27 protein-coding genes and 2 tRNA genes are annotated in these 25,366 nt (G+C 59.1%); 6 read left to right on the forward strand and 23 right to left on the reverse strand.

The features are described 5' to 3' along the window. From KO492_RS15745 to KO492_RS15765, 5 genes are read right to left on the reverse strand one after another with little or no spacing between them, the layout of a single operon-like run. The gene (locus KO492_RS15745; RefSeq protein WP_216045803.1) at window positions 1-321 is read right to left on the reverse strand and encodes an AAA+ family ATPase; all 321 of its coding nucleotides are present in this window, start codon (window positions 319-321) and stop codon (window positions 1-3) included. Window positions 322-352: 31 nt separating this feature from the next. Next, window positions 353-1,411, reverse strand: coding sequence for an endonuclease/exonuclease/phosphatase family protein (locus KO492_RS15750; RefSeq protein WP_216045957.1), 1,059 nt, complete (start codon window positions 1,409-1,411; stop codon window positions 353-355). Next, window positions 1,411-2,094 (reverse strand): molecular chaperone DjiA, encoded by a 684-nt coding sequence (locus KO492_RS15755; protein WP_216045804.1) that lies wholly within the window; start codon window positions 2,092-2,094, stop codon window positions 1,411-1,413. Before KO492_RS15755 ends, KO492_RS15750 begins: the two co-directional genes overlap by 1 nt. 52 nt (window positions 2,095-2,146) lie before the next feature. Further along, window positions 2,147-2,650 (reverse strand): GNAT family N-acetyltransferase, encoded by a 504-nt coding sequence (locus KO492_RS15760; protein WP_066599419.1) that lies wholly within the window; start codon window positions 2,648-2,650, stop codon window positions 2,147-2,149. Beyond that, a complete protein-coding gene (locus KO492_RS15765; RefSeq protein ID WP_216045805.1) occupies window positions 2,647-3,279 on the reverse strand; it encodes a VOC family protein in 633 nt (210 codons plus the stop codon). The genes KO492_RS15760 and KO492_RS15765 overlap by 4 nt, the downstream gene beginning before the upstream one ends. Before the next feature lie 91 nt (window positions 3,280-3,370). Between KO492_RS15765 and nhaA the strand changes: the two genes are divergently transcribed. After that, a complete protein-coding gene (gene nhaA, locus KO492_RS15770) occupies window positions 3,371-4,597 on the forward strand; it encodes a Na+/H+ antiporter NhaA (protein ID WP_216045806.1) in 1,227 nt (408 codons plus the stop codon). A gap of 79 nt (window positions 4,598-4,676) precedes the next feature. Here the strand turns inward: nhaA and scpA are convergent, their stop codons facing one another. Further along, entirely contained in the window at window positions 4,677-6,800 is a 2,124-nt protein-coding gene (scpA, locus tag KO492_RS15775) for a methylmalonyl-CoA mutase (protein WP_216045807.1), read from the reverse strand. A 103-nt stretch (window positions 6,801-6,903) separates the two neighbouring features. Here scpA and KO492_RS15780 point away from each other — a divergent pair, with 103 nt between their 5' ends. Continuing rightward, on the forward strand, window positions 6,904-7,353 hold the full coding sequence (locus tag KO492_RS15780; protein WP_216045808.1) for a DUF4174 domain-containing protein: 450 nt from the start codon (window positions 6,904-6,906) through the stop codon (window positions 7,351-7,353). Between the two features lie 151 nt (window positions 7,354-7,504). Here KO492_RS15780 and KO492_RS15785 read toward each other — a convergent pair whose 3' ends face one another. The 7 genes from KO492_RS15785 to KO492_RS15815 form a co-directional block, all read right to left on the reverse strand. Continuing rightward, window positions 7,505-9,502, reverse strand: a complete 1,998-nt coding sequence (locus tag KO492_RS15785) for an acetyl-CoA carboxylase biotin carboxylase subunit (protein ID WP_216045809.1) — start codon at window positions 9,500-9,502, stop codon at window positions 7,505-7,507. 292 nt (window positions 9,503-9,794) lie between these two features. Then, a complete protein-coding gene (locus KO492_RS15790; protein ID WP_066599437.1) occupies window positions 9,795-9,995 on the reverse strand; it encodes a glycine zipper 2TM domain-containing protein in 201 nt (66 codons plus the stop codon). 355 nt (window positions 9,996-10,350) lie between these two features. Next, the gene (locus KO492_RS15795; RefSeq protein WP_216045958.1) at window positions 10,351-10,758 is read right to left on the reverse strand and encodes a hypothetical protein; all 408 of its coding nucleotides are present in this window, start codon (window positions 10,756-10,758) and stop codon (window positions 10,351-10,353) included. Window positions 10,759-10,788: 30 nt separating this feature from the next. Continuing rightward, the gene (locus KO492_RS15800; RefSeq protein ID WP_252735549.1) at window positions 10,789-11,211 is read right to left on the reverse strand and encodes a RidA family protein; all 423 of its coding nucleotides are present in this window, start codon (window positions 11,209-11,211) and stop codon (window positions 10,789-10,791) included. Continuing rightward, the gene (locus KO492_RS15805) at window positions 11,196-11,609 is read right to left on the reverse strand and encodes a DUF6497 family protein (RefSeq protein WP_252735550.1); all 414 of its coding nucleotides are present in this window, start codon (window positions 11,607-11,609) and stop codon (window positions 11,196-11,198) included. Before KO492_RS15805 ends, KO492_RS15800 begins: the two co-directional genes overlap by 16 nt. Then, window positions 11,606-11,962: a hypothetical protein gene (locus KO492_RS15810; protein WP_216045810.1), complete on the reverse strand. Its 357-nt coding sequence runs from the start codon at window positions 11,960-11,962 to the stop codon at window positions 11,606-11,608. The genes KO492_RS15805 and KO492_RS15810 overlap by 4 nt, the downstream gene beginning before the upstream one ends. A gap of 20 nt (window positions 11,963-11,982) precedes the next feature. After that, window positions 11,983-13,515, reverse strand: a complete 1,533-nt coding sequence (locus KO492_RS15815) for an acyl-CoA carboxylase subunit beta (protein ID WP_066599447.1) — start codon at window positions 13,513-13,515, stop codon at window positions 11,983-11,985. Window positions 13,516-13,776: 261 nt separating this feature from the next. Here KO492_RS15815 and KO492_RS15820 point away from each other — a divergent pair, with 261 nt between their 5' ends. Together KO492_RS15820 and KO492_RS15825 are read left to right on the forward strand one after the other, a co-directional pair. Beyond that, window positions 13,777-14,994, forward strand: coding sequence for a multidrug effflux MFS transporter (locus KO492_RS15820; protein WP_216045811.1), 1,218 nt, complete (start codon window positions 13,777-13,779; stop codon window positions 14,992-14,994). A gap of 114 nt (window positions 14,995-15,108) precedes the next feature. Next, complete coding sequence (locus tag KO492_RS15825; protein ID WP_216045812.1) at window positions 15,109-16,506, forward strand: helix-turn-helix domain-containing protein; 1,398 nt, start codon at window positions 15,109-15,111, stop codon at window positions 16,504-16,506. A gap of 10 nt (window positions 16,507-16,516) precedes the next feature. Here the strand turns inward: KO492_RS15825 and KO492_RS15830 are convergent, their stop codons facing one another. The 5 genes from KO492_RS15830 to KO492_RS15850 all read right to left on the reverse strand — a co-directional run bounded on the left by KO492_RS15830 (window position 16,517) and on the right by KO492_RS15850 (window position 20,631). Next, window positions 16,517-17,350: a DMT family transporter gene (locus KO492_RS15830; protein WP_252735551.1), complete on the reverse strand. Its 834-nt coding sequence runs from the start codon at window positions 17,348-17,350 to the stop codon at window positions 16,517-16,519. Window positions 17,351-17,455: 105 nt separating this feature from the next. Then, window positions 17,456-17,532, reverse strand: a tRNA-Asp gene (locus tag KO492_RS15835). Window positions 17,533-17,581: 49 nt separating this feature from the next. Continuing rightward, window positions 17,582-17,658 (reverse strand) — tRNA-Asp (locus tag KO492_RS15840). Between the two features lie 249 nt (window positions 17,659-17,907). Further along, window positions 17,908-19,707 (reverse strand): translation elongation factor 4, encoded by a 1,800-nt coding sequence (lepA, locus tag KO492_RS15845; RefSeq protein ID WP_216045813.1) that lies wholly within the window; start codon window positions 19,705-19,707, stop codon window positions 17,908-17,910. Window positions 19,708-19,800: 93 nt separating this feature from the next. Further along, window positions 19,801-20,631 carry a DUF3800 domain-containing protein gene (locus KO492_RS15850; RefSeq protein ID WP_216045814.1) on the reverse strand — a complete coding sequence of 277 codons (831 nt, stop codon included), beginning with the start codon at window positions 20,629-20,631 and terminating at the stop codon, window positions 19,801-19,803. Between the two features lie 204 nt (window positions 20,632-20,835). On the opposite strand from KO492_RS15850, the gene KO492_RS15855 reads away from it, so the two are divergent. Further along, window positions 20,836-21,153 carry a hypothetical protein gene (locus KO492_RS15855; RefSeq protein WP_216045815.1) on the forward strand — a complete coding sequence of 106 codons (318 nt, stop codon included), beginning with the start codon at window positions 20,836-20,838 and terminating at the stop codon, window positions 21,151-21,153. A gap of 184 nt (window positions 21,154-21,337) precedes the next feature. Beyond that, window positions 21,338-22,036, forward strand: a complete 699-nt coding sequence (locus tag KO492_RS15860; protein WP_216045816.1) for an NAD-dependent deacylase — start codon at window positions 21,338-21,340, stop codon at window positions 22,034-22,036. Between the two features lie 45 nt (window positions 22,037-22,081). Here KO492_RS15860 and KO492_RS15865 read toward each other — a convergent pair whose 3' ends face one another. The 5 genes from KO492_RS15865 to meaB all read right to left on the reverse strand — a co-directional run bounded on the left by KO492_RS15865 (window position 22,082) and on the right by meaB (window position 25,323). Then, the gene (locus KO492_RS15865) at window positions 22,082-22,633 is read right to left on the reverse strand and encodes a 2OG-Fe(II) oxygenase (protein WP_216045817.1); all 552 of its coding nucleotides are present in this window, start codon (window positions 22,631-22,633) and stop codon (window positions 22,082-22,084) included. A gap of 149 nt (window positions 22,634-22,782) precedes the next feature. Continuing rightward, the gene (locus KO492_RS15870; RefSeq protein WP_216045818.1) at window positions 22,783-23,271 is read right to left on the reverse strand and encodes a copper chaperone PCu(A)C; all 489 of its coding nucleotides are present in this window, start codon (window positions 23,269-23,271) and stop codon (window positions 22,783-22,785) included. 43 nt (window positions 23,272-23,314) lie between these two features. After that, on the reverse strand, window positions 23,315-23,662 hold the full coding sequence (locus tag KO492_RS15875) for a DUF2946 family protein (protein WP_216045819.1): 348 nt from the start codon (window positions 23,660-23,662) through the stop codon (window positions 23,315-23,317). 152 nt (window positions 23,663-23,814) lie between these two features. Further along, complete coding sequence (gene rpmB / locus KO492_RS15880; RefSeq protein WP_066599481.1) at window positions 23,815-24,102, reverse strand: 50S ribosomal protein L28; 288 nt, start codon at window positions 24,100-24,102, stop codon at window positions 23,815-23,817. 243 nt (window positions 24,103-24,345) lie between these two features. Beyond that, window positions 24,346-25,323: a methylmalonyl Co-A mutase-associated GTPase MeaB gene (gene meaB / locus KO492_RS15885; RefSeq protein ID WP_216045820.1), complete on the reverse strand. Its 978-nt coding sequence runs from the start codon at window positions 25,321-25,323 to the stop codon at window positions 24,346-24,348. Between the last annotated feature and the right edge of the window lie 43 nt (window positions 25,324-25,366).

Raw genomic sequence — 25,366 nt, forward strand, 5'->3', positions numbered from 1 at the left:
CTACAAATCAATCGCCCCGTCCGGTGCATCGGGCGTGGCCTCTTGCGGCGGCTCGGGCTTGCGACGGATCAGGATGTCGCCATTAGGCAGGATCACCGGCGCCTCATAAGCATTCAGGTCGCCCACAAACCCCTCAAGGTCTTCGAGCGCGGGGGCCATCTCATCGAACAACTGCTCCAGCAACAGCCTTGATCCCTCGCGCAACAAGGACCAGCCGTCTTCCGCCTCCGGCGGTGCGGTATCAGGTGAGATTTCCGGCGCGGCCTCCGCCCAAAGAGGGGGCGCACAGAACAGCACAGGGATCAGAGCAAGATGTTTCATGCCCCACATATACGCGCTGTGGCCGGAAATTTCACCCCTTCCCTTTCGCAGGCAGATCCAGATCGACCGTCACCGGAAAGTGGTCCGAGGCCGCAATAAGCGCGCGTTGCAATTCCGGAGTGTTGAAACAGACCGGATCATCAAACGGATGCCAGATGCGCCATTTGGCGTTTGGCGTCAGGCTCTGTGACACCATCACATAGTCCAAAAGCGCCGAGAGATAGCGATTTTCCTGTTCGATATAAAACCGCGCCGAGGTGAGCCCCTGATTGCCGCGCCGCGACAAGGCTTCGGTCGCATGGGGATCACAGAGCCGCATTTCGGGCGGCACATCCGGATCTTCGCGCCCCATGACGATCTCGACGCCAGACCGCCCGAACAGCTTTTCATATTCGTCCAGTCCCGGCCCGTCGTTGAAATCGCCCAGCACGATCAACGGTTCACCCGCGTGCAAATGCTGCTCCACCCGCTCGCGCAACCAGATACATTGCGCCAGTTGCTTTCGCCTGTTTTCGATAGAAATGCGGATCACATCATCGCGATTGCGCGCCCCGTGAGGCGCTTTCGACTTCACATGCACCCCGATCATGCGAAAGGCAAAGCCCGTCTCGCGAAGCTCCATCGCCAGTTCCAGAGGCGGCTTGGAAAACCGGACTTTCTCGCGGTCGCGATCCGTGTCGAGGTCCAGCCGATACACGGAGTTGAACGCGGGCGGCTCGCCCTCTTCTGCCAAACCGGCAGCCGTCCCCATCGGATCATGCTGCGCACGTAACACGAGCGGGTCATACATGAACGCAATTTCCTGTTGCGTCTCGTTGACATATCCCATCTCCACAGCCATCGCCCGCAATCCGGCCCAATCCGCAAATTGCTCCAACGCGCGCACGGTGTCGCGCTTTCGGCTGGTGTCCGGCGCCTCGATCACCATGATCGCATCGGCATCCAGCGCGTTGAACACGATGCCGAGCGCATCAAGCTGCATCTCGCGGGTGATATTGTGGCGGGCGGACCATCGGTCATCGGCCATCGGGCGGCCTTGGGTGTCAAACAGACTGTCGAACCACTCGACGTTATAGGTCGCAATCCGGATCACGCCGCGCGGTCTCCGGTGATTTCTTCCCACGCCGCGTTGATCTCCACCATCCGGTCGGACGCAAGCCGGATCGCCTCTTCCGGCACGCCGCGGGCGATCATCCGGTCGGGATGGGTTTCGCGCACCAAAGCATGATAGGCCGATTTGATCTCCGCCAAGGGCGCGGTGGGATCAACGCCCAGAATATCATAGGGATCACGCTGCGCATCGGGCACATAGCGCGCCCGCATCGCCCGAAAAGCGCGTTCGTTCACATCGAAAATCTCGGCCACACGGGTCAGGAACGCATCCTCTCCGGGGTGATACGTCCCGTCGGCCATCGCGATATGGAACAACCCGTCCATGATATCCATAAGCGGCTGACAATCCGTGCCATACATCTTTTTCACGCTTTTGGCGTAATCCTCAAAACCCGCAACGTCTTGACGTGCAAGGTTGAAAACGCGAGCGGCGGCGACCTCGTCCTCGGGCGCGATGTGGAACACCTCGCGAAAGGCCGTGACCTCTGCGCGGGTCACAAGCCCGTCGGCTTTGGCCATTTTCGCCCCCAACGCAATCACAGCGATGGCAAAGCCCACGCGCCGTTCAGGGTCCGAGCGAAACTGCTCGAACACTTTTGACAGGCTTTCCCCTGCTCTGAGCGCCTTGAGCGCTTCTAATATTTTAGACCAAATCGACATGAGGCGAGCTTACACTTTGCGCCCGCTCAAGTCCCGCGACAAATCTGTGAACTCACAGGAATTTCTGCAAAAACAACACGTCCAGCCAGCGGTCGAATTTGAAACCCGCCTGCGGAATGCGCCCCGCCTCCTCATAGCCTAGAGCCTTGTGAAAGGCGATGGAGCCCGCATTGTCGGCATCCACCGCAGCGATCATTGAATGATGCCCCGCCTCGCGCGCATGTTGTTCGACCGTAAGCATCAACGTCCGGCCAAGCCCGTAGCCTTGGGCCGTGTCCTTGAGATAGACGGAATGTTCCATGGTGAACCGGTAGCCGTTGTTGCCGGGGCGGAACTGGTCATAGGTGGCATATCCCACCACCTCGCCGGCAAGCTCGGCGACATAGAACGCGCGGCCTCGCGCCAGACGGTCCTCGACCATCGCCGCCCATGCGGTCTCATCGCGCTCTTCTGAGGAAAACGAGGCTGTCGAGCCTGCGATCACAGGGGCCATTATGGCTTTGAGCGCAGCGGCATCTGTGGCCACGGCTTCGCGTAGGAAAGGTTTCTCTGTCATGCGATCCATATCTCCCCGGAGTCAGTTCCGATTTCTGCGGTCAATGCCGGTGTCTGAGCTTGTACGATTCGAACATTTTCCATGGCCGAGACAAAAGGTGCAAGCACCGCACGCAGCCCTTCGGCATCAGGGTGGGCAATCTTGAGCCTGCGGAACCTCAGCCCCGGATCGGGCAGCTTGGGCACAGGATGCGCCGAGTGCCACTCGATCAACGCGGGAAAACAGTTGTCAAAAGGCAGAATTCCTGTTTCCGGCACAATCATCCGCCACGCATAATCGCCCCTCTGAAACGACATGATCCGACCAACATTGGCGGGAGCCAGTTCCCATGCCTCCTCAAGATCTGGACAGGAGACGACCCAGTTTGTCAGTTTCGGCGGGCCACCAAAGTTGTCCAGATCGAACCATCTTGGAAAATCCGGTCGTTGTGCCTTCGGGTCAGGGGCGATCACTTCGAGATAGGCTTTTTCCCCGTCCGGCCGCGTCATCGCCACGAGACGGTTTTCCGTCCCCATGTCCTGATGCTCCCCGCGCGGGCCGAATTCGACGCCCAAAAGCGTTTCCGCCCAGTCACGTCCCTGTTCGAGATCACCGGCGGAAATCACCAAATGATCAATCTGATAGGTCATTCATCGTGTCCTTATTGAAACCTTGGAGATCGACCCCATCTTTATACGGCGCACTTTTAAATGAACTTTCAGGAAAGAACAGAAAAAGACAATGCTCCTCCGCAAATTGGAACAGTTTTTCGACAGTGAGATTTCCGGCGGCATCGTGCTCATGGTCGCAGCTGTCGCGGCCATGATCGTGGCCAACTCCTCGCTTCACCCCTATTATGACGGTGCCCTATCATCCTATTTCACCGTGCAGCTTGGTGAAAACGGCCTCTCCAAACCTTTGATTCTCTGGATCAATGACGGATTGATGGCGGTGTTTTTCCTGCTGGTGGGGCTGGAACTCAAACACGAATTGATGGAGGGCAAGCTCAAGAACCCGCGGGACGTGGTCTTGCCGGGTATGGCGGCCGTCGGCGGGATGTTGATGCCTGCCCTCATCTATTTCGCGCTCAACATTTCCTCGCCCGAAACCCATAGCGGCTGGGCCATTCCTGCGGCCACCGACATTGCCTTTGCGCTTGGTATTCTGGCGCTGGTGGGAGATCGCGTACCCTCATCGCTCAAGGTCTTTTTGCTGACACTGGCGATCCTTGACGACTTGGGCGCCATTCTGATCATCGCGTTTTTCTACACGGCAGAGCTGCATCTGGATTATCTTTTCCTCGCGCTCATCCCGCTGGCGATCATGTTCTACCTCAACCGCTCCGGCATCCACCGGATCGCGCCGATCATTCTTCTGGGTGCGGTGCTCTGGGTTCTGGTGTTGAAATCCGGCGTCCATGCGACGCTCGCGGGGGTGATTACAGCCTTCTTCATCCCGATCAAGGATAAATGGGGCAAGTCGCCGCTGCACTCGCTGGAACATGCCCTCTCGCCCTATGTATTCTTCCTGATCGTGCCGATCTTCGCCTTCGCTAATGCGGGCGTCGTGCTCTCCGGCGTGACGCTGGCCGATGTCTTCTCCCCGCTGCCTCTGGGCATCGCTTTGGGTCTGATCTTGGGTAAGCAGATCGGTGTCTTCGGCATGACATGGGCGCTCGTCAAACTCGGCATCGCCAGAAAGCCTTTCGGGGCCACATGGCTGCACATCTATGGCGTCGCAGCCCTTGCAGGGATCGGGTTCACCATGTCGCTCTTTATCGGCGGGCTGTCCTTTGAGGATGCCTTCTACATGAACGAAGTGCGGATCGGCGTGCTGTCGGGTTCCGTGATCTCCGCGATCATCGGCTTCACCGTGCTGCGACTGGCCCCCTCCGAAGAAGACAACAAGGAGGACAAGGTGGAAGACGCAGAGATCACCGCCGCAGAGGTGCAAGAGCCTGCGCAGTAACATCTGCCAGAGACACAGCAAAAGGGCCGGAGGATCATTCCCCCGGCCCTTTTTCATTGCGTATTGTGAGCTACGAAACTTACTCGGTCGAGATCAGATCAAGAATCTGACGCGCCGCTGCCGGAATATTGGTTCCCGGCCCGAAGATCGCCTTCACCCCTGCGTTGTAGAGGAATTCGTAGTCCTGCTGCGGGATCACGCCGCCACAGATCACGATGATGTCCTCGGCCCCCTGCTCTTTCAGCGCCTCGATCAGTTTCGGCGCGAGCGTCTTGTGACCGGCGGCCTGAGACGAGATGCCGACAATATGCACATCGTTGTCGATGGCGTCCTGTGCGGCCTCTTCCGGCGTCTGGAACAGCGGGCCAACATCGACGTCGAAGCCGATATCGGCAAAGGCCGTGGCGATGACTTTCGCGCCGCGATCGTGCCCGTCTTGGCCCATCTTGACCACAAGCATCCGCGGGCGACGACCCTCTTTCTCTGCGAAGGTTTCAACATCCTTCTGGATCTGGGCAAAGCCCTCGTCCCCCTCATAGGCCGCCCCATAGACGCCCGCGAGGGTTTTCACTTCGGCGCGGTGCCGCCCGAATGCTTTCTCCATCGCCATTGAAATCTCTCCCACGGTTGCACGGGCACGGGCGGCTTCGACCGCCAGTGCGAGGAGGTTGCCCTCGCCGGATTTCGCCGCTGCTTCCAACGCACCAAGGGTCTCTTCGACCTTCGCGGCGTCGCGGGTGGCTTTGATTTTCTCCAGACGGGCAATCTGGCTCTTGCGCACGGCCACGTTGTCCACGTCGAGAATGTCGATCGGGTCTTCATTGTCCTTGCGGTATTTGTTGACGCCGACGATCACCTCTTCGCCACGGTCGATCTGCGCCTGACGCTTGGCCGCGGTTTCCTCGATGCGCAGCTTCGGCATGCCGGAATTGACCGCTTTGGTCATGCCGCCCATGTCCTCGATCTCTTCCATCAGGGCCCAAGCCTTGTCCGCCAGTTCCTTGGTCAGGCTTTCGACATAGTAGGACCCCGCCAGCGGATCGACGACATTGGTGATGCCGGTCTCTTCTTGCAAGATCAACTGGGTGTTACGGGCAATGCGTGCGGAGAACTCTGTGGGCAGCGCGATGGCCTCGTCGAGTGCGTTGGTGTGCAGACTTTGCGTGCCGCCAAGCGCCGCCGACATGGCCTCGTAGGCCGTGCGGATCACGTTGTTATAGGGGTCTTGCTCTTGCAGGGACACGCCCGAGGTCTGACAGTGGGTCCGCAGCATTTTGGATTTTTCGAGCTTGGGTTCGAACTCCTCCATCACGCGGGTCCACAGATACCGCGCCGCCCGCAGCTTTGCCGCCTCCATGAAGAAATTCATGCCGATGGCGAAGAAGAACGACAGGCGGCCGGCGAATTTATCGACATCCATGCCGGCGTTGATCGCGGTGCGCACATATTCACGCCCGTCGGCCAGCGTGAAGGCCAGCTCCTGCACAAGGTTCGCGCCCGCTTCCTGCATGTGGTAGCCGGAAATCGAGATAGAGTTGAATTTCGGCATCTCGTTGGCGGTGAACTCGATGATATCGGCAATGATCTTCATCGAGGGTTCGGGCGGATAGATATAGGTGTTGCGCACCATGAACTCTTTCAGAATGTCATTCTGAATGGTCCCTGCGAGCACGGATTTATCATGGCCCTGTTCCTCACCGGTCACAATGAAACTGGCGAGGATCGGGATCACCGCGCCGTTCATGGTCATCGACACGGACACCTTGTCGAGCGGGATGCCGTCAAAGAGGATTTTCATATCCTCGACCGAGTCAATCGCCACACCGGCCTTACCCACATCGCCCACAACGCGCGGATGATCCGAGTCATAGCCACGGTGCGTTGCCAGATCGAAGGCCACAGAGACCCCCTGCTGCCCCGCATCCAGCGCCTTGCGATAAAACGCATTGGATTCTTCGGCTGTGGAGAAGCCCGCATATTGGCGAATGGTCCACGGGCGGCCCGCATACATGGTCGCTTTCACGCCACGGGTGAAGGGCGCCGTGCCGGGCGTATTGCCGAGATGGGCCATGTCCTGCAGGTCGTCTTCGGCATAGAGCGGCTTGACCTTGATCCCCTCCAAAGTCTCCCACTGCAATGACTCAAGCGGCTTGCCCCTGAGTTCTTTCGTGGCCAGTTCTTCCCACTTTTTCCTGTCCGTCATCTCCGGCTCCTCTCCGTCATTCACTCGCATCTCCCTAAAGGGTGCGATCATCCTTGGTTTGGCCGTCCCGCCGCCCTATATAGGGTACACCCCGGGAGGACCGATGAAACATCTCTATGCCACAGCACTTACTGCGCTTTTTCTCATGCCCGCACCCTTTGCCTCTGCGCAGGAGGCCACCGAAGCGCCACAAGAGCCGGTGCCGCTGATCCAGCCTGCGGGCGAGACCGAATTGTCGGAGTTCAAATGGGCCGCGCGCGTGCTGGTGATCTTTGCCGACAGCCCTCTGGACCCGTCTTTCAGTGACCAGATTGCCCTTCTGGAGGATCGCCCCGACCCGTTGCTTGAACGCGACGTCGTGGTGCTCACCGACACGGATCCGGATGCACGCTCTCCGATCCGCACGGCCCTGCGGCCTCGCGGCTTTGCCCTTGTCATCGTGGACAAGGACGGGAGCGTGATGTTCCGCAAACCTGTGCCGTGGGACGTGCGCGAGATCACCCGTGCGATTGACAAGACCCCGCTCAGACAGCAGGAGCTGGCGGACAGGTAAGCCCGCCCCCCGCGCAGCCCTGCGTGCCCGACACGGACCAAAGCCAAAAGCGACACACAGGCGCGGCAAGGCGACGAGGCTATGACCTCACCGCCCGAGACAAGGGCGCGTCCCGCCCCTGTCTGATATGCGCACCGCGCCTGCATGAGAGTTATTCAAACTCCATAATCACTTCATCAACCGCAAGGCTGTCGCCCGCTCCGGCGTTGATCTTGGACACCACGCCCTTGCGTTCTGCGCGCAGGATGTTTTCCATTTTCATCGCCTCGACGGTGCAAAGCGCCTGACCTTCCTGCACCTCGTCGCCCTCTTCCACATCGACTTTCACGATCAGGCCCGGCATCGGGCAGAGCAACATTTTCGACGTGTCCGGCGGCAGTTTCTCGATCATGTGTTTCGACAGTTCCGCCGCGCGCGGTGTGCGCACAAAAACCTTGAGGTCCGCGCCACGGTTGCGGATGCGGAAACCACCGGGGATTTTGCCAACCTTGAGCGTCAGCGTCCCGTGTTCCATGTCGATCAGCGCCAAAGTCTGCCCCGGCACCCAAGTGCTTTCGCAACGATGTTTCTTGTCGTTGATCAGCACGGTGGAGCCGTTCTTGTCGGCTTCGATGGTCAGCGGGAAATCATACTCCCCGATCTGGACGACCCAATCCGCCCCCACCATGCGTTCGTGGTTGTCCATGCGGCCCGAAATACGCGCGCGCCGGATTTCCGTCACCCGATACATGGCCGCAGCCGCAGCCGCGATCCGTTCCAGTTCCTCATAGGGCAGCGTGGCCCCTTGGAACCCGTCGGGATATTCCTCTTCGATAAAGGCGGTGGTCATGTTCCCCGAAACGAATTTCGGGTGGTCATAGACCGCCGAGAGGAACGGCAGGTTGTGACCGATGCCTTCCACCTCGAAGGCGTCGAGCGCATTGCGCATGTTTTCAATCGCGGTCGCCCGATCCGGTCCCCATGTGCAAAGCTTGGCAATCATCGGGTCGTAATACATCGAGATTTCGCCACCCTCGAACACGCCGGTATCATTGCGCACCATGTTGGTTTTGGTGACAATCTCCGCAGGCGGGCGATATTTGCTCAACCGGCCGATCGACGGCAGGAAATTGCGATAGGGGTCTTCGGCATAGAGGCGGCTTTCCATCGCCCAGCCGTTGATTTTCACATCGTCCTGCGTGATCGTGAGCGGCTCGCCATCGGCGATACGGATCATCTGTTCGACCAGATCAATACCGGTGATCATCTCTGTGACAGGGTGTTCCACCTGAAGACGGGTGTTCATCTCCAGGAAGTAAAAGTTGCGATCTCCGTCCACGATGAATTCCACCGTGCCCGCAGAGCTGTAATCCACGGCCTTGGCCAGTGCCACGGCCTGCTCCCCCATCGCCTTGCGGGTAGCTTCGTCAAGGAAGGGGCTCGGCGCCTCTTCGATGACCTTCTGGTTGCGGCGCTGGATCGAACATTCCCGCTCGTTGAGATAGATGCCGTTACCGTGAGAGTCGCACAGAACCTGAATTTCGATGTGGCGCGGCTGGGTCACGAATTTCTCGATGAAAATCCGGTCGTCGCCAAAGGAGCTTGCGGCCTCGTTCTTGGACGACTGGAACCCCTCGCGGGCCTCTTCGTCATTCCATGCAATCCGCATACCCTTACCGCCACCACCGGCGGAGGCCTTGATCATCACCGGATAGCCGATTTCATTAGAAATCTTCACCGCCTCATCCGCGTCCTCGATCAGGCCCATATACCCCGGAACGGTGGAGACACCGGCCTCTTGGGCCAGTTTCTTGGAGGTGATCTTGTCGCCCATCGCCTCGATCGCACCCGTGGGCGGGCCGACGAAAGCAACACCTTCGGCGGCGAGCGCCTCGGCGAATTTGGAGTTCTCGGACAGGAACCCGTAGCCCGGATGCACCGCCTGCGCGCCGGTCTGCCGGATCGCGTCCATCACCTTGTCGATGACAATATAGGACTGGTTGGCCGGCGACGGACCGATATGCACGGCTTCGTCCGCCATCTCAACATGCAGCGCGTTCTTGTCCGCGTCGGAATAAATGGCGACCGTCTTGATCCCCATTTTCTTGGCGGTTTTCATCACCCGGCAGGCAATCTCGCCACGGTTCGCAATCAAAATCTTGTCGAACATCTCCCGTCCCTCTCCCTTTCCTAAAGCTGCCACATCCGGGACCGCGTCTTGGCGGGCCATCCCCGGATCAGGCCAGTGGTTTCAAAGCGTTTCCAGTCCATGTTGAAACACGACTTGAACCGGAAACGCATACAACGCTCAATCGTCGTGGACGCTTTCACAGCCCGCTGTCTGCCAGCGGCTTTCGAAAACGTTTCAAGCATAAAAAAAGCCCCCCCGGACGGGCTGGCCCGGGAAGCGTTTTTGTATGGTCTCAAACCGACGCGCCTGCGCGCCGGTCAAAGCATAGTGATCAGTTACAAATGCCTGCGTCGTCGCAATAGGTGCCCGCGAGCGCGCCGATAGCCGCGCCTGTGAGCGCGTTGTTGTCGGTCGCATCGGCGACAACTGCACCTGCTGCGGCACCTGCGAGGGCACGTTCACCGTCGGTAGACATGCAGCCCGCGAGGACAGCGGAAGAGACGAGGCCGAGAATAAGAATGGATTTGCGCATTTTTCTGCTCTTGATGTGGTTATGACTGAGTGGATTCTAGCCCAGTCAACCGCCTGAGCAAAGAACATTTCGCAAACACGGAGTGCCTCGGCGAAACAACGCCCAGCACCGGAGGCCGGAAACAGCAAACCGCCCCGACCGGAGAAAGAGTGGCGAGGGCCGTGCGGGGGAAGCACAGACCTCGCCAGAGGGGAAGGGTAACGGTTTTCAGAACAGGCTCCGACGTTGCTGGACGTCTTTGCCATGATTTGAGGATGGGATTTTGCCTGCATCTTCACAAGAGCGCAGCCGCCCTGCCCGCCAAAACTGGCAGCAGTTCGCGCAAATGCCGTTATGCCAAGCAAAAACCCGCGCATCACTCGTCGCTCTCTCCGTTCCACATTTCGTCCCAATCGGGCATGTCCTCAGGGGCATCTTCCGCGAAAATTTCGGGGAAAGAGGCCATCGCGCGGCGCGCGTCGATCTTCAGGCGGGCCTCATAGGAGGCCGGATCAAAATCGTCCGGATCGGCCGGCACAACCTCGCGTCCGAACAGCCAGGACAACCGCCCAGCGTCCAGATTGCCGCGTTCGAATTCTTCTTCGCCGAAATACTCCCACAAGGCCTTCATGAACCCCGCATCGGCGCGTTTGTCCGCTGCCTTGCGATCCTTGTAGCGTTCCAGCGCCTTGATCGGCGTCACCCCTTTGGGGTTCGCGCGCCGGATGGTGAATTGATAGTCGGAGCCGGGCAAACGTCCCGGAAACCCCTTGTGTTTGAGCATGTAATCGCGTGCCATCAGCTGTCTTCCCTCTCACGTCTCTGGGTCAGGTCTACGGGCGATCAGGTCGATCTCGACCAGAGCGCCAACGGCCAAAGCGGTCACGCCCACTGTGGTGCGTGCCGGTAGCCTGTCTGCGGGGAAGTAGCTTTTGTAGGTCTCGTTGAACAGGGCATAGTCGCGTTCAAACGCGGTCAAAAAGCACCGGCACTGCATAATATGCTCTGCGCCGAGGCCCAATTCGCCCAAAATCAGTAAAAGATTGTCCATCACGCGACGGGTTTGCGCCTCGATCCCCTCCGGCAGAGGAGCGTCCGGTGCCTCGGGATCGGTCGGCATCTGGCCGGTCAGGATCACCCAGCCGTCATCCTCGACCGCATGGGAAAACGGAGCAACGGGACGCGGGCCGCTGGAGAACATATGGAACTTCGGAGCCATGATCAGAACGCCTCCCATTCACAAGACCCGTCCTCAGGGTGATAGGCCTCGAAAACCTGCGCCATATCTGGCGCGGGTGCGCCGAATTCCACGGGGGCTTCGGTCAGGGAAATCACGATCATCGCAGGCTCGGGCGTGCTCAGACGCGGCAGGGCATAGCTGTCGCACAGATAGGACAGATCGGCCTCCAGTTCCTCATAGCTCAAACTGTCGATATAGTGTGACAATTGCGGCGCAAGGAACCGGAACCGCGCGGTCAGCCCCATCGCAGGCTGATCCATGATCGTCTCATAAAACTCCACCGGCTGCCCCGAGGGCGGGGTCAAAACCTGCGGTTCAACAGGCGACAGGTCTGCGACTGCTGAAACAGCCAAAACCGAGGCCAGCATGGTCAACGCGGACAGTCGTGCAATCATCTCTTGGCCTCCTTTGCATATCGGCCCCAACGGGCACGGTGGTGTTCATTGTCGAGCACAGCACGGATGCGCGCCTCTGTCTCGGCTTTCGGGAACCGTCCGGCGACCGAGCCGCCAGCGGTGATCTCAAGGTCGTCCCCCGAACTGCGCACCCGCACCACGGGCGCAAAGCCGCGCAGGTTCTGAAGCGCACGCCACATGTCCTGACGCACCTGATGCGCCACACGGGCCTTGCGCAAGCCAGCCCCGCCTTCGATCACGGTCGTCGCCGCAACATCGAACCGCGCGGGCATCCGGCGCGCCAATGTAAGCGCACCGTCTTCCGTGAAAATATGCCAGCGAGTTTGGCCCATAGGGGATCCGACACCCCGCCTTACAGCGGGATATTGTCGTGTTTTTTCCAGGGGTTTTCGAGCTTCTTGTTGCGCAAGCTCGCAAAGGCCCGTGCCACCCGCTTGCGGGTCGAGCGCGGCTGGATCACCTCATCGATAAAGCCCCGTTCGGCAGCCACGAAGGGATTGGCGAACCGGTCTTCGTAGTTCTGCGTATGCGCTGCAATCTTCTCCGCATCGCCAAGGTCGGCACGGTGGATGATCTCGGTTGCCCCTTTGGCCCCCATCACCGCGATCTCTGCGGTCGGCCATGCGTAGTTGAAATCCCCGCGCAGGTGCTTGGACGCCATCACGTCATAGGCCCCGCCATAGGCTTTGCGGGTGATCACGGTCACTTTCGGCACGGTAGCTTCGCCATAGGCAAACAGGAGTTTCGCCCCGTGTTTGATCACACCGCCGTATTCTTGCGATGTCCCCGGCAAGAAGCCCGGCACATCGACCAGCGTCAGAACCGGAATTTCAAAGGCATCGCAGAAGCGCACAAACCGCGCAGCTTTTTTCGAACTGTCAATGTCGAGACAGCCCGCCAGCACCATCGGCTGGTTCGCCACAACGCCGACCGTCTGGCCTTCGAGGCGGATAAAACCGGTGATGATGTTTTTGGCGTGCTCTTCCTGAATTTCGTAGAAATCGCCCTCATCCGCGATCTTGTGGATCACTTCCTTCATATCATAAGGCGTGTGCGCGTTGTCCGGAATGATCGTGTCTAAAGAGGGCTCGATCCGGTTCGGCTCGTCAAAGAATGGACGCACAGGCGCCTTTTCGCGGTTGTTGAGCGGCAGGAAATCGACCAGACGACGCACTTCGGTGAGCGCCTCCACATCGTTCTCAAACGCCCCGTCCGCGACAGAAGATTTTTTCGTATGGGTCGACGCCCCGCCCAGTTCTTCGGCAGTGACAACCTCGTTGGTGACGGTTTTCACCACGTCAGGGCCGGTCACGAACATGTAGGAGGTGTCTTTAACCATGAAGATAAAGTCGGTCATTGCCGGAGAATACACAGCACCACCCGCACATGGCCCCATGATCACGGAGATCTGCGGCACGACGCCAGAGGCCATGATATTGCGCTGGAACACTTCGGCATAGCCAGCGAGCGAGGCCACCCCTTCCTGAATCCGTGCACCGCCCGAGTCATTGAGCCCGATCACAGGCGCGCCGTTTTGCACCGCCATATCCATGATCTTGCAGATTTTCTCGGCGTGGGTTTCCGACAGAGATCCGCCGAAGACTGTAAAGTCCTGCGAAAAGACATAGACCATCCGCCCGTTGATCGTCCCCCAACCGGTGATGACACCATCGCCATAGGGTTTGCTCTGCTCCATACCGAAGTCGGTGCAGCGATGGGTTTTGAACATGTCGAACTCTTCAAAGCTGTCTTCGTCCAGCAACAGTTCGATCCGTTCGCGCGCGGTCAGCTTGCCCTTGGCATGCTGGCTGTCGATGCGACGTTGACCGCCTCCCAAACGGGCGTCATCGCGGCGATCGTGAAGTTCTTGGATGATGTCTTTCACGGATAGGCCTCCTCGTCATTTCTCTGGCACCATAGGTGCTCGCAATAATATTTCATAGCGGAGTCTGGCAGATTTGCAAAAGATGCAAACCCAAAACGCTGAATAACGCAAAACTGCAAACAAATCGCCGCCGTTCACCACCCCGAAATCATGTCCTTGCGCCACCCACGCACCCGCCCTTCCGGCAGGCTGTGCAAAAACAAGGCCGCGCTCTGCCAGATTGCGCATGGACAGACCCGCGCGGCTGCGTATCTTGGCGTAATGGCTCAAAAACCGATCTCACGCTTCCTCGACAGAACCACCCCGCCGCATATCGCGACACTCGTGCTTATGGCGGGCACCTCAGCCATGAGCATGAACGTGTTCCTGCCCGCGCTGCCGGAGATGACCGAATATTTCGGCACCAAGTATAGCGTGATGCAGCTTTCGATTGCGATTTTTCTGGCGGTCAATGCCACGATGCAACTGGCCATCGGGCCGCTCTCCGACCGGTTCGGGCGCCGCCCCGTCCTGATCTGCGGCATCCTGATCTTCCTTGCCGCAACCCTTGGCGCGATCTTTGCGCCTTCAGCGCAGATTTTCCTGTTGATGCGCGCCGCTCAGGCGGGGATCGTCACCGCAATGGTCCTGTCCCGCGCCATCGTGCGCGACATGGTGCCGGGCGAGGAAGCAGCACAGATGATCGCCTATGTCACCATGGGCATGTCTCTGGTTCCGATGGCGGCCCCCACGGTCGGCGGCTATCTCACCACGCTGTTCGGCTGGCAGAGCAGCTTCTGGCTTTTGTTCGCCGTGGGCCTTGTCCTGCTCGTCACCGTCTATTTCGACGCCGGAGAAACCGCACCCAAATCGCAAGGCTCCATGCGCGACGCCCTGCGCGGATTTCCCGAACTCATGCGCTCGCAGCGGTTTCTGGGCTATGCCATTTCCGCCGCCACCGCCTCCGGCGCCTATTTCGCCTTTCTCGGCGGCGCGCCGTTTTTGGGCTCCCATGTCTTTGGCCTGACCGAAGACCGCTTGGGCCTCTATATGGCCGCCCCCGCCGTCGGCTATTTCTTCGGCAATTTTCTGGCAGGGAAATTCTCGGCGCGGCTGGGTATGAACGCCATGATCCTCATTGGCGCTGCGGTCTGCTCGGCGGGCGTGCTGGCTTCGCTGTGCCTGTTCCTGCTCGAACGCGCCACAGCCGAAAGCTTTTTCGCCTTCATCACACTGCTGGGCCTTGGCAACGGGATGCAGCTTCCCAACTCCATCGCAGGCTCCCTCTCCGTGCGCCCTCATCTCGCGGGCACAGCCGCCGGTCTGGGCGGCGCGATGTATATCGGCGGCGGCGCAGTTCTGTCGGCTTTTGCTGGCTCCGTGCTGACCGAAGACGGTGGGGCCATGCCGCTTATGGTGATCATGCTCTGCGCTTCGTTCTCCTCCATCCTTGCGGCGCTTTGGGTTGTCCGCCGCGAACGCGCTCTGGGCATCGGCTAGGCCGCTTTCACAGGATTAAGCGGCAACACCCCCCTTGCAAGACAGGGTTTGCAGTGGCAAATTCCACTTTGCAAAGGGCGAAACCTGCCCGAATATCCGCAAAAGCGAGGACAAATGGCCCAGCAAAAACTCTATGCCGGAGCAAAATTGCGCGAGACCCGCACGCGGCTCGGCCTGACACAGCGTATGTTCGCGGAAAAGCTCGGGGTGTCACTGCCCTATCTCAACCAGATGGAGAACAACAACCGTCCGGTCTCCACCGGCGTTGTGCTCGCACTGGCTCAGGAATTCGGCTTTGATGTCACGGAGTTGAGCTCGGGTGACGCCGAGCGCATGGTGACGGATATGCGCGAGGCGCTGGCCGATCCGGTCTTTGCCGATGGCGCGCCGCCGCTGGCCGATCTGCGACTCGCCGCCTCCAACGCCCCTGCACTGGCCCGCGCCTTCCTCGAACTGCACCGCGCCTATCGCCAGACCACGGAGCGCCTGGCCTCGATGGATGAGGCACTGGACCGCGAAAACAGTCCGGCACGTCCCAGCCCTTGGGAAGAGGTGCGCGATTTCTTCCACTATTGCGACAATTACATCGACGCCGTGGACCGCGCCGCCGAGAATTTCGCCCGTCCCCACGGCGAGGCCCGCGATGTCGTGCGTGCCGCCATCGAGACACTGGAGCAAAAGGGCATCACCCTGCGCGCCGGCGACAAGGAATTGCGCCGCTTCGACGCCAGAGCGGGCGAGCTGACCATCTCCTCACGCGCCTCCAGCGCCACGCGCCGTTTCCAGATTTTGCACCAGCTGGCCCTGACCACACAAAGCAAACTTCTGGACGCCACGCTTGATCTGGCGCGGTTCCAGAGCGAAGAGGCCCGCGAGATTGCACGGATCGGCATGGCGAACTATTTCGCCGGTGCCGCGCTAATGCCCTACGGCGCGTTTCTGGAAGCCGCGCAGGAGACCCGTCATGATCTGGAAATGCTGGCCGAACGCTTCGGCGCGTCGGTCGAACAGGTCGCGCACCGTCTGTCCACCCTCCAGCGTCCCGGTGCGAAGGGAATTCCGTTCTATTTCGTCCGAGTCGATCAGGCCGGCACGATCACCAAACGCCACTCTGCCACGCGGCTGCAATTCGCCCGCTATGGCGGGGCCTGTCCGCTCTGGAATGTGCATCAGGCTTTCGAGCGCCCCGGACATTTCCTGCGCCAACTGGCCGAGACGCCGGACGGGGTGCGCTACCTCTCGATTGCCCGCGATGTGTCCAAACCCGGCGGATCCTTCCACGCGCCCGTGCGCCGCTACGCCATCGGACTGGGCTGCGAGGTCACACATGCCTCGGAGATGGTCTATGCCGACGATCTCGACGTGACCAAACCTGCCGCTTTCGAGCCGATCGGGATTTCCTGCCGGATTTGCGAACGTCGCGACTGTCATCAGCGCTCGATCCCGCCGCTGGAACGCCGCCTGACCATCGACCCGAACAGCCGCGGCACCCTGCCCTATCGAATCGACTGACGCAGGTGCTCTATTTGCGTGCCGAGAGGGCAATCCCCGTCAGGACGAGCGCGCAAGCCCCGACCAGTTGCAGGGAGATCGGCTCTGACAACAGCAGCGCCCCGCCCAGCGCCGTAATCACCGGCACAGAAAGCTGCGCGCTGGCAGCCAAGGGCACGGGGATCAACGGCAACACGCGATACCACAGCACATAGCCCAAGGCAGAGGCCAAGGCTCCCGAAGCGACGGAGAGCGCCCAGCCGGAGGCTGTGAGGCTCACAGGCACGACAAGCAGCAAGACAAGCGCCAAGGGCACGGCTCCGATGAAATTGCGAATGCTGCGCCCGACAGGATCGCCGCCGCCCTGCCCCAAGATGCTGTAAGCCCCCCAAGCCACGCCCGCACCGGACATCAGCAGGGCCGCAGTCAACGGGGGCGACGACAGGCCCGGTGACAGGAGCCACACCAGCCCGCCCAAGGCCAGCGCCAGACCGAGCCAGCCAAAGCCGGACAGCCGCACCCCGCGCAGCAATGCAACGGCAAGCATGGTGATCTGCACAAAGGCAAAGAGAATGAGTGCACCGGTCGCCGCCGACATGGCGCGATAGGCCAGAGAGAAGCCCAGCACATAGAGGAAGAGCGCCAGAACAGCCGGGAGGTCACGAAGCCTCGGCGTGACGCTGTGGCGGGCAAATCCACCGATCAGACCCAGCATCAAGGCACCGGACAAAAGCCGCACCGCCGCAAAGGAGGTCGCACCATTGGCCGGATCGACAAGCGCCGCACGGGTCAGCACCGAATTGCCCGCAAAGGCGACAAGCGTAAGGAGAAGCAGCGCAAAGACGCGCAGGGTCAAATGTGTCATGACGCAAGCTGCGTCAAAACGCCGCAAGATAGCAAGCGTGATCCGCCCTTGGCGATGTTCACGTTTTCGAATGTCACAGAGGAGGAAAGTCGAGAGGAAGAAAAGTGGCGCGGTTGACGGGGCTCGAACCCGCGACCTCCGGCGTGACAGGCCGGCACTCTAACCAGCTGAGCTACAACCGCGCTGTGCCTTTTCAGGCGGCGCCTAAGTGGCGCTAATCTTGGGCAGTGGTGGCGCGGTTGACGGGGCTCGAACCCGCGACCTCCGGCGTGACAGGCCGGCACTCTAACCATCTGAGCTACAACCGCTCACTGCCCGAACAGGACCGTGTCCTGAACGTGAGGGGCGTTCTATGGCCGGGGCGTGTCCTCGTCAAGCACGGAATCGCGAAAAAACATCCGGCCTGCGAAAAAACTTTTCAAAGCGGACGCACAGAGCGGGAAATGATGGCAAAACCGACCCTTCCAAACGCCCAAAATGCACAAGGAGACAAGAAAAAACCGCCCCGAAGGGCGGCCTCTTAGAAAACCAATCGCACAGGATTTTCGCGCAACGCGTCAATTGTCCATCTTCAGCGCCTTGATAAAGGCTTCCTGCGGAATTTCGACCTTCCCGAACTGGCGCATCTTCTTTTTACCCGCCTTCTGCTTTTCCAGAAGCTTCTTCTTCCGCGTCGCGTCACCACCGTAACATTTGGCCGTCACGTCCTTGCGCAGCGCCGACAGGGTCTCACGCGCGATCACCTTGCCCCCAATCGCCGCCTGAATCGGGATCTTGAACATATGGCGCGGAATCAGCTCCTTGAGCTTCTCGCACATGACACGGCCACGGCTCTCTGCGCGGTCGCGGTGCACCATCATGGACAGCGCATCCACAGGCTCGTCATTCACAAGCACCTGCATCTTCACCAGATTGTCCTCACGATATTCCGTGAACTGGTAATCGAAGGACGCATACCCTTTGGTAATAGATTTGAGCCTATCATAGAAATCGAACACAACTTCGTTGAGCGGGAGGTCATAGACAACCATCGCGCGGGTCCCTGCATAGGTCAGGTCCAACTGGATGCCGCGGCGGTCCTGACAGAGCTTGAGCACATCGCCCAGATACTCATCGGGCACCATGATCGTCGCCTTGATGCGCGGCTCTTCGATGTGATCGACATAGGTCAGATCGGGCATGTCGGCGGGGTTGTGCAGGTCTTCGACCGTGCCGTCCTTCATGTAGATCTTGTAGACCACAGAGGGCGCGGTGGTGATGAGATCAAGGTCGTATTCGCGTTCCAGACGGTCGCGGATCACCTCAAGGTGCAAAAGCCCGAGGAAGCCGCAACGGAAACCGAATCCCAGCGCCGCAGAGGTTTCCATTTCGGAACTGAAGGACGCATCGTTGAGTTGCAGCTTCTCGATTGCGCTACGCAGGTCATCGAAATCATTGGCATCGACCGGAAACAGGCCACAGAACACCACGGGAATCGACGGCTTGAACCCCGGAAGCGGTTCGGCGCACTGCTTTTTCTCATGGGTGATCGTATCGCCCACCTTGGTGTCGCGCACCTGTTTGATCGAAGCGGTAAAAATACCGATCTCGCCCGGACCGAGTTCGGGAATATCCACCATCTGCGGCTTGAGCACGGCGAGCTTGTCGATCTTGTAGGTGGCCCGCGTCTGCATCATGCGAATCTGGTCGCCTTTTTTGACGGTGCCATCAATAACGCGGATCATCACGACCACACCCAGATAGGGGTCATACCAACTGTCGACCAGCATGGCCTTGAGCGGCGCATCGCGCTCACCCTTGGGCGCGGGCAGACGGGTCACAATGGCCTCCAGCACATCGGGGATGCCGACGCCGGTCTTGGCAGAAATCTCGATCGCCTCGGAGGCATCAATCCCGATCACATCCTCGATCTGCTCGCACACCCGCTCCGGCTCGGCGGCGGGCAGGTCGATCTTGTTGAGCACTGGAACGATTTCGTGATCCGCATCAATCGCTTGGTAGACATTGGCCAGCGTCTGCGCCTCGACCCCCTGCGTGGCGTCCACCACCAGAAGCGAGCCTTCAACCGCCTGCATGGAGCGGCTGACCTCATAGGCAAAGTCGACATGGCCGGGCGTATCAATAAGGTTGAGCACATAATCCTGCCCGTCCTGCGCATGGTAGTCGATGCGCACGGAGTTGGCCTTGATCGTGATCCCGCGCTCGCGTTCGATGTCCATGCTGTCAAGCAACTGCGCCTGCATATCCCGATCCGCCACGGTATTTGTGGACTGGATCAGACGGTCGGCAAGCGTCGACTTGCCGTGGTCGATATGGGCCACGATGGAGAAATTGCGGATATTTTTCAGCTCGGTCATAACAGGCCTCAGCAGATGATGGTTTGGCTGAGTTCTATGCGGGGAAAGGGGGGGAATGGCAAGAGAAAGCAACGAAAGCGTAGCAATCAATCCCTATTTTTTAATTAATGCTTCGTTGGGCTTGTAGAGCTTATTGACCATCCGCATTGTCTCACCCCTCAACTCCATTTCAACAGGCCCCTTTATAAACTTAATCCCCCAATTCGCGATCCGTCCGGTTTGAGGGTCACACCAAAACTTTGGCTTTATCTCTCGAAAATACCTTTGCTCAGGTATGCCAAAATTCGTTTTCGTTTCCGAAAGGCTTACAAATATTGCGTGAGCAACCAAGTCAGCAAGACATAGCAAACGGTCATCATGTTTTGCGACGGCCTCAATCATTCGAGGATCAATGTGCCGCAAGACTTTTGAGCTTTCATACTTTGGTGCCGGGTCAGATCTTATCGTTGATATAAAATTGCGCAATTGCTCGTAATTATGTTTACCCTTTTTCTCAAATACGATGCGAATATCTTCAGGCTTGATCTCATTAACCTTTGCAAATTCTGCAATGCGCTCCAAAAGATATTGAGCACATTTGTTGTAATACCATTCAGCCTGCTGCGGACCTTCAATCTCGCGTTTGTAACCGCCCACTGTTGCTTTTTTTGACACCGCACCAAAAGCGAGAAAGTGCATATTTTTGGCCGAACGCGCATAGAAGGATCGCTGCAAATGATTCAAGTCGGAACAATGCAATGTGTTTTTACCAATGCGCTCTTGTATGGCTTGTAACTGCTCCTCTAAGCTTTCTCTTTCCGATGCCACAATAAGCGCACCGCCAAACACCAAGAAGGGCTCAGACCCTTTGGTCGATATTCCTGCGCGAAAGCGCTCCAAATCCTGATCGCCACTCTCATCAATGAAAAATATATATTTCGCCATTGGAGCACCTCAAAAATACAATAACAAAATGCTATTTCTCTAACTGTTGGGCAACCCTCCGCCCATCCCACCCGATTACAAACTCCACAATTGCCTCGCGTCCCAGACTCAGGCATTCTTAGCGCAATATTCACCAAAACCGTGGACCCTGCGGGTGCGAGAGCACAAAAGACGGGGCCACCCATTGGATCGAGAGGCAGAAACATGAAGAAATCCCTAATGGCATTCGCCACCATTGCGGCCACCGCAACTGCGACCCTGTCCCCGATGAGCGCCTCGGCCGGTGCAATCGAGCGGGCCTGTCTATCATCTGACCGCGCCGCCAACAACCGCTCGCTGTGCGGCTGCATCCAGCAGGCGGCCGATCTGACCCTCTCCAACAAGGATCAGCGTCAGGCGGCGAAATTCTTCAAGAACCCGCAAAAGGCGCAGGATATTCGCCAGTCGGACAATGCCAGCCATGAGGCCTTCTGGAAACGCTACAAGACCTTCGGCGAAACCGCCGCGCAATATTGCGGCTGAGTCCCTCCCCTATCTGCCCAAACACCCCGCCAGAGCCGGCACACGGCTGACGGCGGGCATGCTGCCATGATGCCCACCCAAATCCGCCAAACCTCTTGCCCGCCCACGCAACGCGAGGCAGGGTGAAACTGCCGTGCGCAGGATGCACACAGGCGCAAAACACACCAAGACACAGGAGGCGCAGATGTCAGGCGGTATTTTCATTCTTTCCGGCGCGGGCCTGTCAGCCGAAAGCGGATTGAAAACCTTTCGCGCCGAGGACGGGCTTTGGGAAGATCACCGCGTCGAGGACGTGGCCACGCCCGAAGCCTTTGCCCGCAATCCGGAACTGGTGCAGCGTTTCTACAACATGCGGCGCGCGCAAGCGGCCGAGGCCGAACCCAATGCCGCGCATCAGGCGCTTGCGCGTTTACAGGCGGAGTATGACGGGGCGGTCTATCTGGTCACGCAGAATGTGGACGACCTATTGGAACGCGCGGGCGCACAGGGGGTCATCCATATGCACGGCGCTTTGAAAGGCGCGATGTGCGCCGCCTGCGGCCATCGCTGGCCCGCGCCGATGGAGATGCATGTCACAGACCCCTGCCCCGCCTGCGGCACCACCGCCACCCGACCGGATATCGTCTGGTTCGGTGAAATCCCCTACCACATGGACGCGATCCAGACCGCGCTGGAAGACAGTGATCTCTTTGTCGCCATCGGCACATCCGGCGTGGTCTACCCCGCTGCAGGTTTCAGCCAAATGGCGCAGCAACTCGGCATTCGCACAGTGGAGCTCAATCTCGAAGCCTCCGGCGCGCGTTTTGACGAGGTGCATGAAGGACCTGCAACCCGCATCGTGCCTGCTTGGGTCACGGATATTCTCGCATCTCAAAACGCCTGAGCGCCCGAAGGGCCATTTCCTTTGTGTCCTTTGTGCCAAAAATACTCATCGAAACGCCGGACCATGCACCCAGGTTGACAGGGAATAGCGCTCACCGGCAGTCACGGGGGTGACTCGGTGCAGCACGAAGGACGGGAACAACACCGCAGAGCCTTTGGCGCGGTCGGCTTGCCGGATATTCGCATCGGGTTGCAGCTCCAGCGCGCCGCCTTCGTAATCACCCCCGTCGGACAGTTGCACCACCATCGTCAGCTTGCGCCGCGACGCCAAGGCCCCCTCGCCAATGTCGGAATGCCATGTGAAATGCCCCTCACGCTCCGCGCCATAGCGGGCGACTTGCGGACTTTCTCCAAATTCCGTCAGAGCAAAATCGAAACAAATGCGGTTGGCCTCGGCGACGAGTTTCATGATCCGTTCCATGATCCACGCCCCGCCCGCGCGCTCGTCGAGCCACGCCAAATCGGCGCGGCGCAGGTTATGGTCGGAACGGTTCTTCACAAGCCCCGCATCCGCCAGCTTTTCCTCACGGGCCAGCAAAATGATCGCATCACATTCGGCAGGCGAGAAAGCCTCCGGCAACGTATAAACGCTCAGCATGATCTGTCTCTTCAATTGTCAAGAAAAGCGCGACACGGGCCAAAATTTCCCGCCTCGCTCCACAGCATCTTCCAAGGCTTTTGCGATCTGCGCAAGAAAAAAGGCACGCGCCGGAGCACATGCCTTTCGAAACCGGATCAGAGCAAGAATTAGTCGTGTTTATGCTCTTGGCTATGGTCATGCTCCATCGGCATGTCCATCTCCTTGCGTTCCAGATCCACCGGAATTTCAACGGTGATATCGCCGGCTTTCTCGAAAGTCAGGGTCACGGTGACGATATCACCTTGGTTCATCGGCTTCAAAAGCCCCATGAACATCACATGATCGCCGCCACGCGCCAGCGCATGCATCCCGTGGGCGGGAACGGTAAAGCCTTCGGGCACATGCAGCATCTTCATGACGCCATCGCCCATGTCTTTATGGGTGTGCAGCTCGGTCACTTTCGCAATGTCGGAAGTGGCGTCGATCAGCTGATCGTCTTCATCGCCGCTGTTATGGATGGTGAAGAAGGCAGCACCGGCCTTGGCCATCATACCGGAAGAGCGGGCATAGGCGTCTTCGATGGTGATGTCAGCGAAAGCAGGCAGGGCGAAAGCACAGGCGGTCAGTCCGGCCAGAAGCGTGGTCTTGAAAGTCATGTCATATCCTTGTGGTCTTTGAGTGTCTTGGAAGGGGAAGAACTCAGACCAAAGGCGGCGCACGCGCACGGGGCCGCGGCGGGACCGTGTCATGCACAGGAGGGTTCAGAACCAGCGGGGTCACTTGCAACACACGCTGCGCAGGCGGGAGCAGGTCGAATGCCTCCGCCAACCCCGCGATCACGGACAGGGCGCAATCGGGACAAATATGCGCCGGTCCGACCGGTTGACCATCCGCATCCGTCAGAACGGTAAGCGGTCCTGTGCCAGTGCAGATCACCACCGCACCTGTGGCATCGCGCATCGTGCCCCGCGCCACGGCCATGGACTGGGACGTGACGACAAGCAAAAGTGCGACCACAAGGGCGTTTATCGTGCGGGTGACTGACATTGCAGAGCGCAGTTTAGCGAAGCACGCGCGAAAAGAAAGAGGGGGAATGCCGTGAGACCTGCGGCACATCTGTCGCACGCCGTCGCAGACATGAGAAAACCCCCGCGAAGATGAAACTTCGCGGGGGCTTCCCAATCAGAAATCCGAAAGGATTACGCAGCAGCCTGCGCTTTTGCGATCTCTTTCTTGATTTTCAGAGCGTTATCCGACAGCTCATCATCCTTTGCTTTCGCAAGGAAGGCGTCCAGACCACCACGGTGGTCAACGGAGCGCAGGGCAGCGGCGGAAATCCGCAGTTTGAAAGAACGGCCGAGGGATTCCGAAATCAGCGTCACATCGTTGAGGTTCGGAAGGAAACGGCGGCGGGTTCTGTTTTTGGCGTGGCTGACATTGTTGCCAGTCATCGGGCCTTTACCGGTCAGTTCGCAACGACGCGACATGGGTTCATCCTCGTTTCTACTTTCGAAAGCTAGGCTCTCGCAGTTTAAAAGACTCATATTCTGTCTTGATCGGCCCTCTTTTACGCACCCCCGCCACGGACGCAAGTCCGAAAAGCAGCAAGAGTGACAGGAAAAGACCGTTTTCCAACAGAAAAGGACACAGCCCTGAAGCCGCGCCCGAAATTCAGTTTGCGGTGCATAGGCGATCACGGGAGAATCGTCAAGCCCTTCTCGCGACAACGCTCAACCTTGTTGAAGCGCCTTGAGCACATCGGCCGCCGCATGTCCCGGCGTGATCTCCCCTTGCGCCACCTGATGGGCCAGTTCCGCGATCATGGATTTCAGCGGCTCTTTCTCAAGCTGGGACAAAAGCCCGTGCCGGATGTCCTGCCCGAACCAGTATTCCGCCTGTTCCGAACGGCGCTTGTCAAAGAACCCGTGGACGCGGCGCCAGTCCGTCAGCGTGTTCATCTCTTCCCATGCCTCACGCAAGCCCCTGTCCTCGATGGCAGAGACCGTCATCGCCTTGGGAAATTCTTTCGGGTCTTGCGGACGTTTGCGGATCAGCCGCAGCGCACCGGCATAATCGGCACACGTGCGTTGGGCGGCCGATTTGAGATCACCATCTGCCTTGTTCACCAGAATCAGGTCGGCCATCTCCATGATGCCACGCTTCACCCCCTGCAACTCGTCGCCCCCCGCAGGCGCCAGCAAAAGCAAAAACAGGTCCGACATCTCGGAGACCACGGTTTCGGATTGCCCCACACCGACCGTCTCGATCAGGATCAGATCATAGCCCGCCGCTTCGCAAAGCCCCACAGCCTCGCGCGTGCGCCGCGCCACACCGCCCAGTTCGGATTTCGCCGGAGACGGACGGATAAAGGCATTTTTCTCCCGCGAGAGCAGCTCCATCCGCGTCTTGTCACCCAGAATAGAGCCCCCCGAGCGCGAGGAGGACGGGTCCACCGCCAGAACAGCCACCTTGAGGCCTTCTTTGATGAGCATCATGCCGAAGCTCTCGATAAAGGTGGATTTCCCGACCCCCGGCGTGCCTGACAGCCCGATCCGGAGCGCCTGACGACCGGATTTTCCGATCAGCTCCATCAATTCGATCGCCTGCGCCCTGTGATCGTCCCGACCACTTTCCACAAGGGTGATCGCCCGCGCCAGCGCACGGCGGTTTCCGGCGATGACATCTTCTGCAAGTTGTTTCATTTCCATTGACAGTCTTCCGGCACACTCAAAAAAAATTGCCGCCCTTCCC

It is taken from the genome of Celeribacter halophilus, from assembly GCF_018860305.1.
GTDB classification, from domain to species: Bacteria; Pseudomonadota; Alphaproteobacteria; order Rhodobacterales; family Rhodobacteraceae; genus Celeribacter; species Celeribacter halophilus_A.

Bases quoted from the DNA above. Each gene is read 5' to 3' on its own strand.
- lepA (WP_216045813.1), bottom strand. From the start codon at position 19,707: ATGACCGAGCTGAAAAATATCCGCAATTTCTCCATCGTGGCCCATATC.
- KO492_RS15855 (WP_216045815.1), top strand. From the start codon at position 20,836: ATGAAGAAATCCCTAATGGCATTCGCCACCATTGCGGCCACCGCAACT.
- KO492_RS15810 (WP_216045810.1), bottom strand. From the start codon at position 11,962: ATGGGCCAAACTCGCTGGCATATTTTCACGGAAGACGGTGCGCTTACA.
- KO492_RS15875 (WP_216045819.1), bottom strand. From the start codon at position 23,662: ATGTCAGTCACCCGCACGATAAACGCCCTTGTGGTCGCACTTTTGCTT.
- KO492_RS15850 (WP_216045814.1), bottom strand. From the start codon at position 20,631: ATGGCGAAATATATATTTTTCATTGATGAGAGTGGCGATCAGGATTTG.
- KO492_RS15800 (WP_252735549.1), bottom strand. From the start codon at position 11,211: ATGGGAGGCGTTCTGATCATGGCTCCGAAGTTCCATATGTTCTCCAGC.
- KO492_RS15765 (WP_216045805.1), bottom strand. From the start codon at position 3,279: ATGACCTATCAGATTGATCATTTGGTGATTTCCGCCGGTGATCTCGAA.
- nhaA (WP_216045806.1), top strand. From the start codon at position 3,371: ATGCTCCTCCGCAAATTGGAACAGTTTTTCGACAGTGAGATTTCCGGC.
- KO492_RS15795 (WP_216045958.1), bottom strand. From the start codon at position 10,758: ATGCTCAAACACAAGGGGTTTCCGGGACGTTTGCCCGGCTCCGACTAT.
- KO492_RS15865 (WP_216045817.1), bottom strand. From the start codon at position 22,633: ATGCTGAGCGTTTATACGTTGCCGGAGGCTTTCTCGCCTGCCGAATGT.
- KO492_RS15785 (WP_216045809.1), bottom strand. From the start codon at position 9,502: ATGTTCGACAAGATTTTGATTGCGAACCGTGGCGAGATTGCCTGCCGG.
- KO492_RS15760 (WP_066599419.1), bottom strand. From the start codon at position 2,650: ATGACAGAGAAACCTTTCCTACGCGAAGCCGTGGCCACAGATGCCGCT.
- KO492_RS15790 (WP_066599437.1), bottom strand. From the start codon at position 9,995: ATGCGCAAATCCATTCTTATTCTCGGCCTCGTCTCTTCCGCTGTCCTC.
- KO492_RS15860 (WP_216045816.1), top strand. From the start codon at position 21,338: ATGTCAGGCGGTATTTTCATTCTTTCCGGCGCGGGCCTGTCAGCCGAA.
- KO492_RS15780 (WP_216045808.1), top strand. From the start codon at position 6,904: ATGAAACATCTCTATGCCACAGCACTTACTGCGCTTTTTCTCATGCCC.
- KO492_RS15755 (WP_216045804.1), bottom strand. From the start codon at position 2,094: ATGTCGATTTGGTCTAAAATATTAGAAGCGCTCAAGGCGCTCAGAGCA.
- rpmB (WP_066599481.1), bottom strand. From the start codon at position 24,102: ATGTCGCGTCGTTGCGAACTGACCGGTAAAGGCCCGATGACTGGCAAC.
- KO492_RS15825 (WP_216045812.1), top strand. From the start codon at position 15,109: ATGGCCCAGCAAAAACTCTATGCCGGAGCAAAATTGCGCGAGACCCGC.
- scpA (WP_216045807.1), bottom strand. From the start codon at position 6,800: ATGACGGACAGGAAAAAGTGGGAAGAACTGGCCACGAAAGAACTCAGG.
- meaB (WP_216045820.1), bottom strand. From the start codon at position 25,323: ATGGAAATGAAACAACTTGCAGAAGATGTCATCGCCGGAAACCGCCGT.
- KO492_RS15820 (WP_216045811.1), top strand. From the start codon at position 13,777: ATGGCTCAAAAACCGATCTCACGCTTCCTCGACAGAACCACCCCGCCG.
- KO492_RS15745 (WP_216045803.1), bottom strand. From the start codon at position 321: ATGAAACATCTTGCTCTGATCCCTGTGCTGTTCTGTGCGCCCCCTCTT.
- KO492_RS15805 (WP_252735550.1), bottom strand. From the start codon at position 11,609: ATGATTGCACGACTGTCCGCGTTGACCATGCTGGCCTCGGTTTTGGCT.
- KO492_RS15830 (WP_252735551.1), bottom strand. From the start codon at position 17,350: ATGACACATTTGACCCTGCGCGTCTTTGCGCTGCTTCTCCTTACGCTT.
- KO492_RS15870 (WP_216045818.1), bottom strand. From the start codon at position 23,271: ATGACTTTCAAGACCACGCTTCTGGCCGGACTGACCGCCTGTGCTTTC.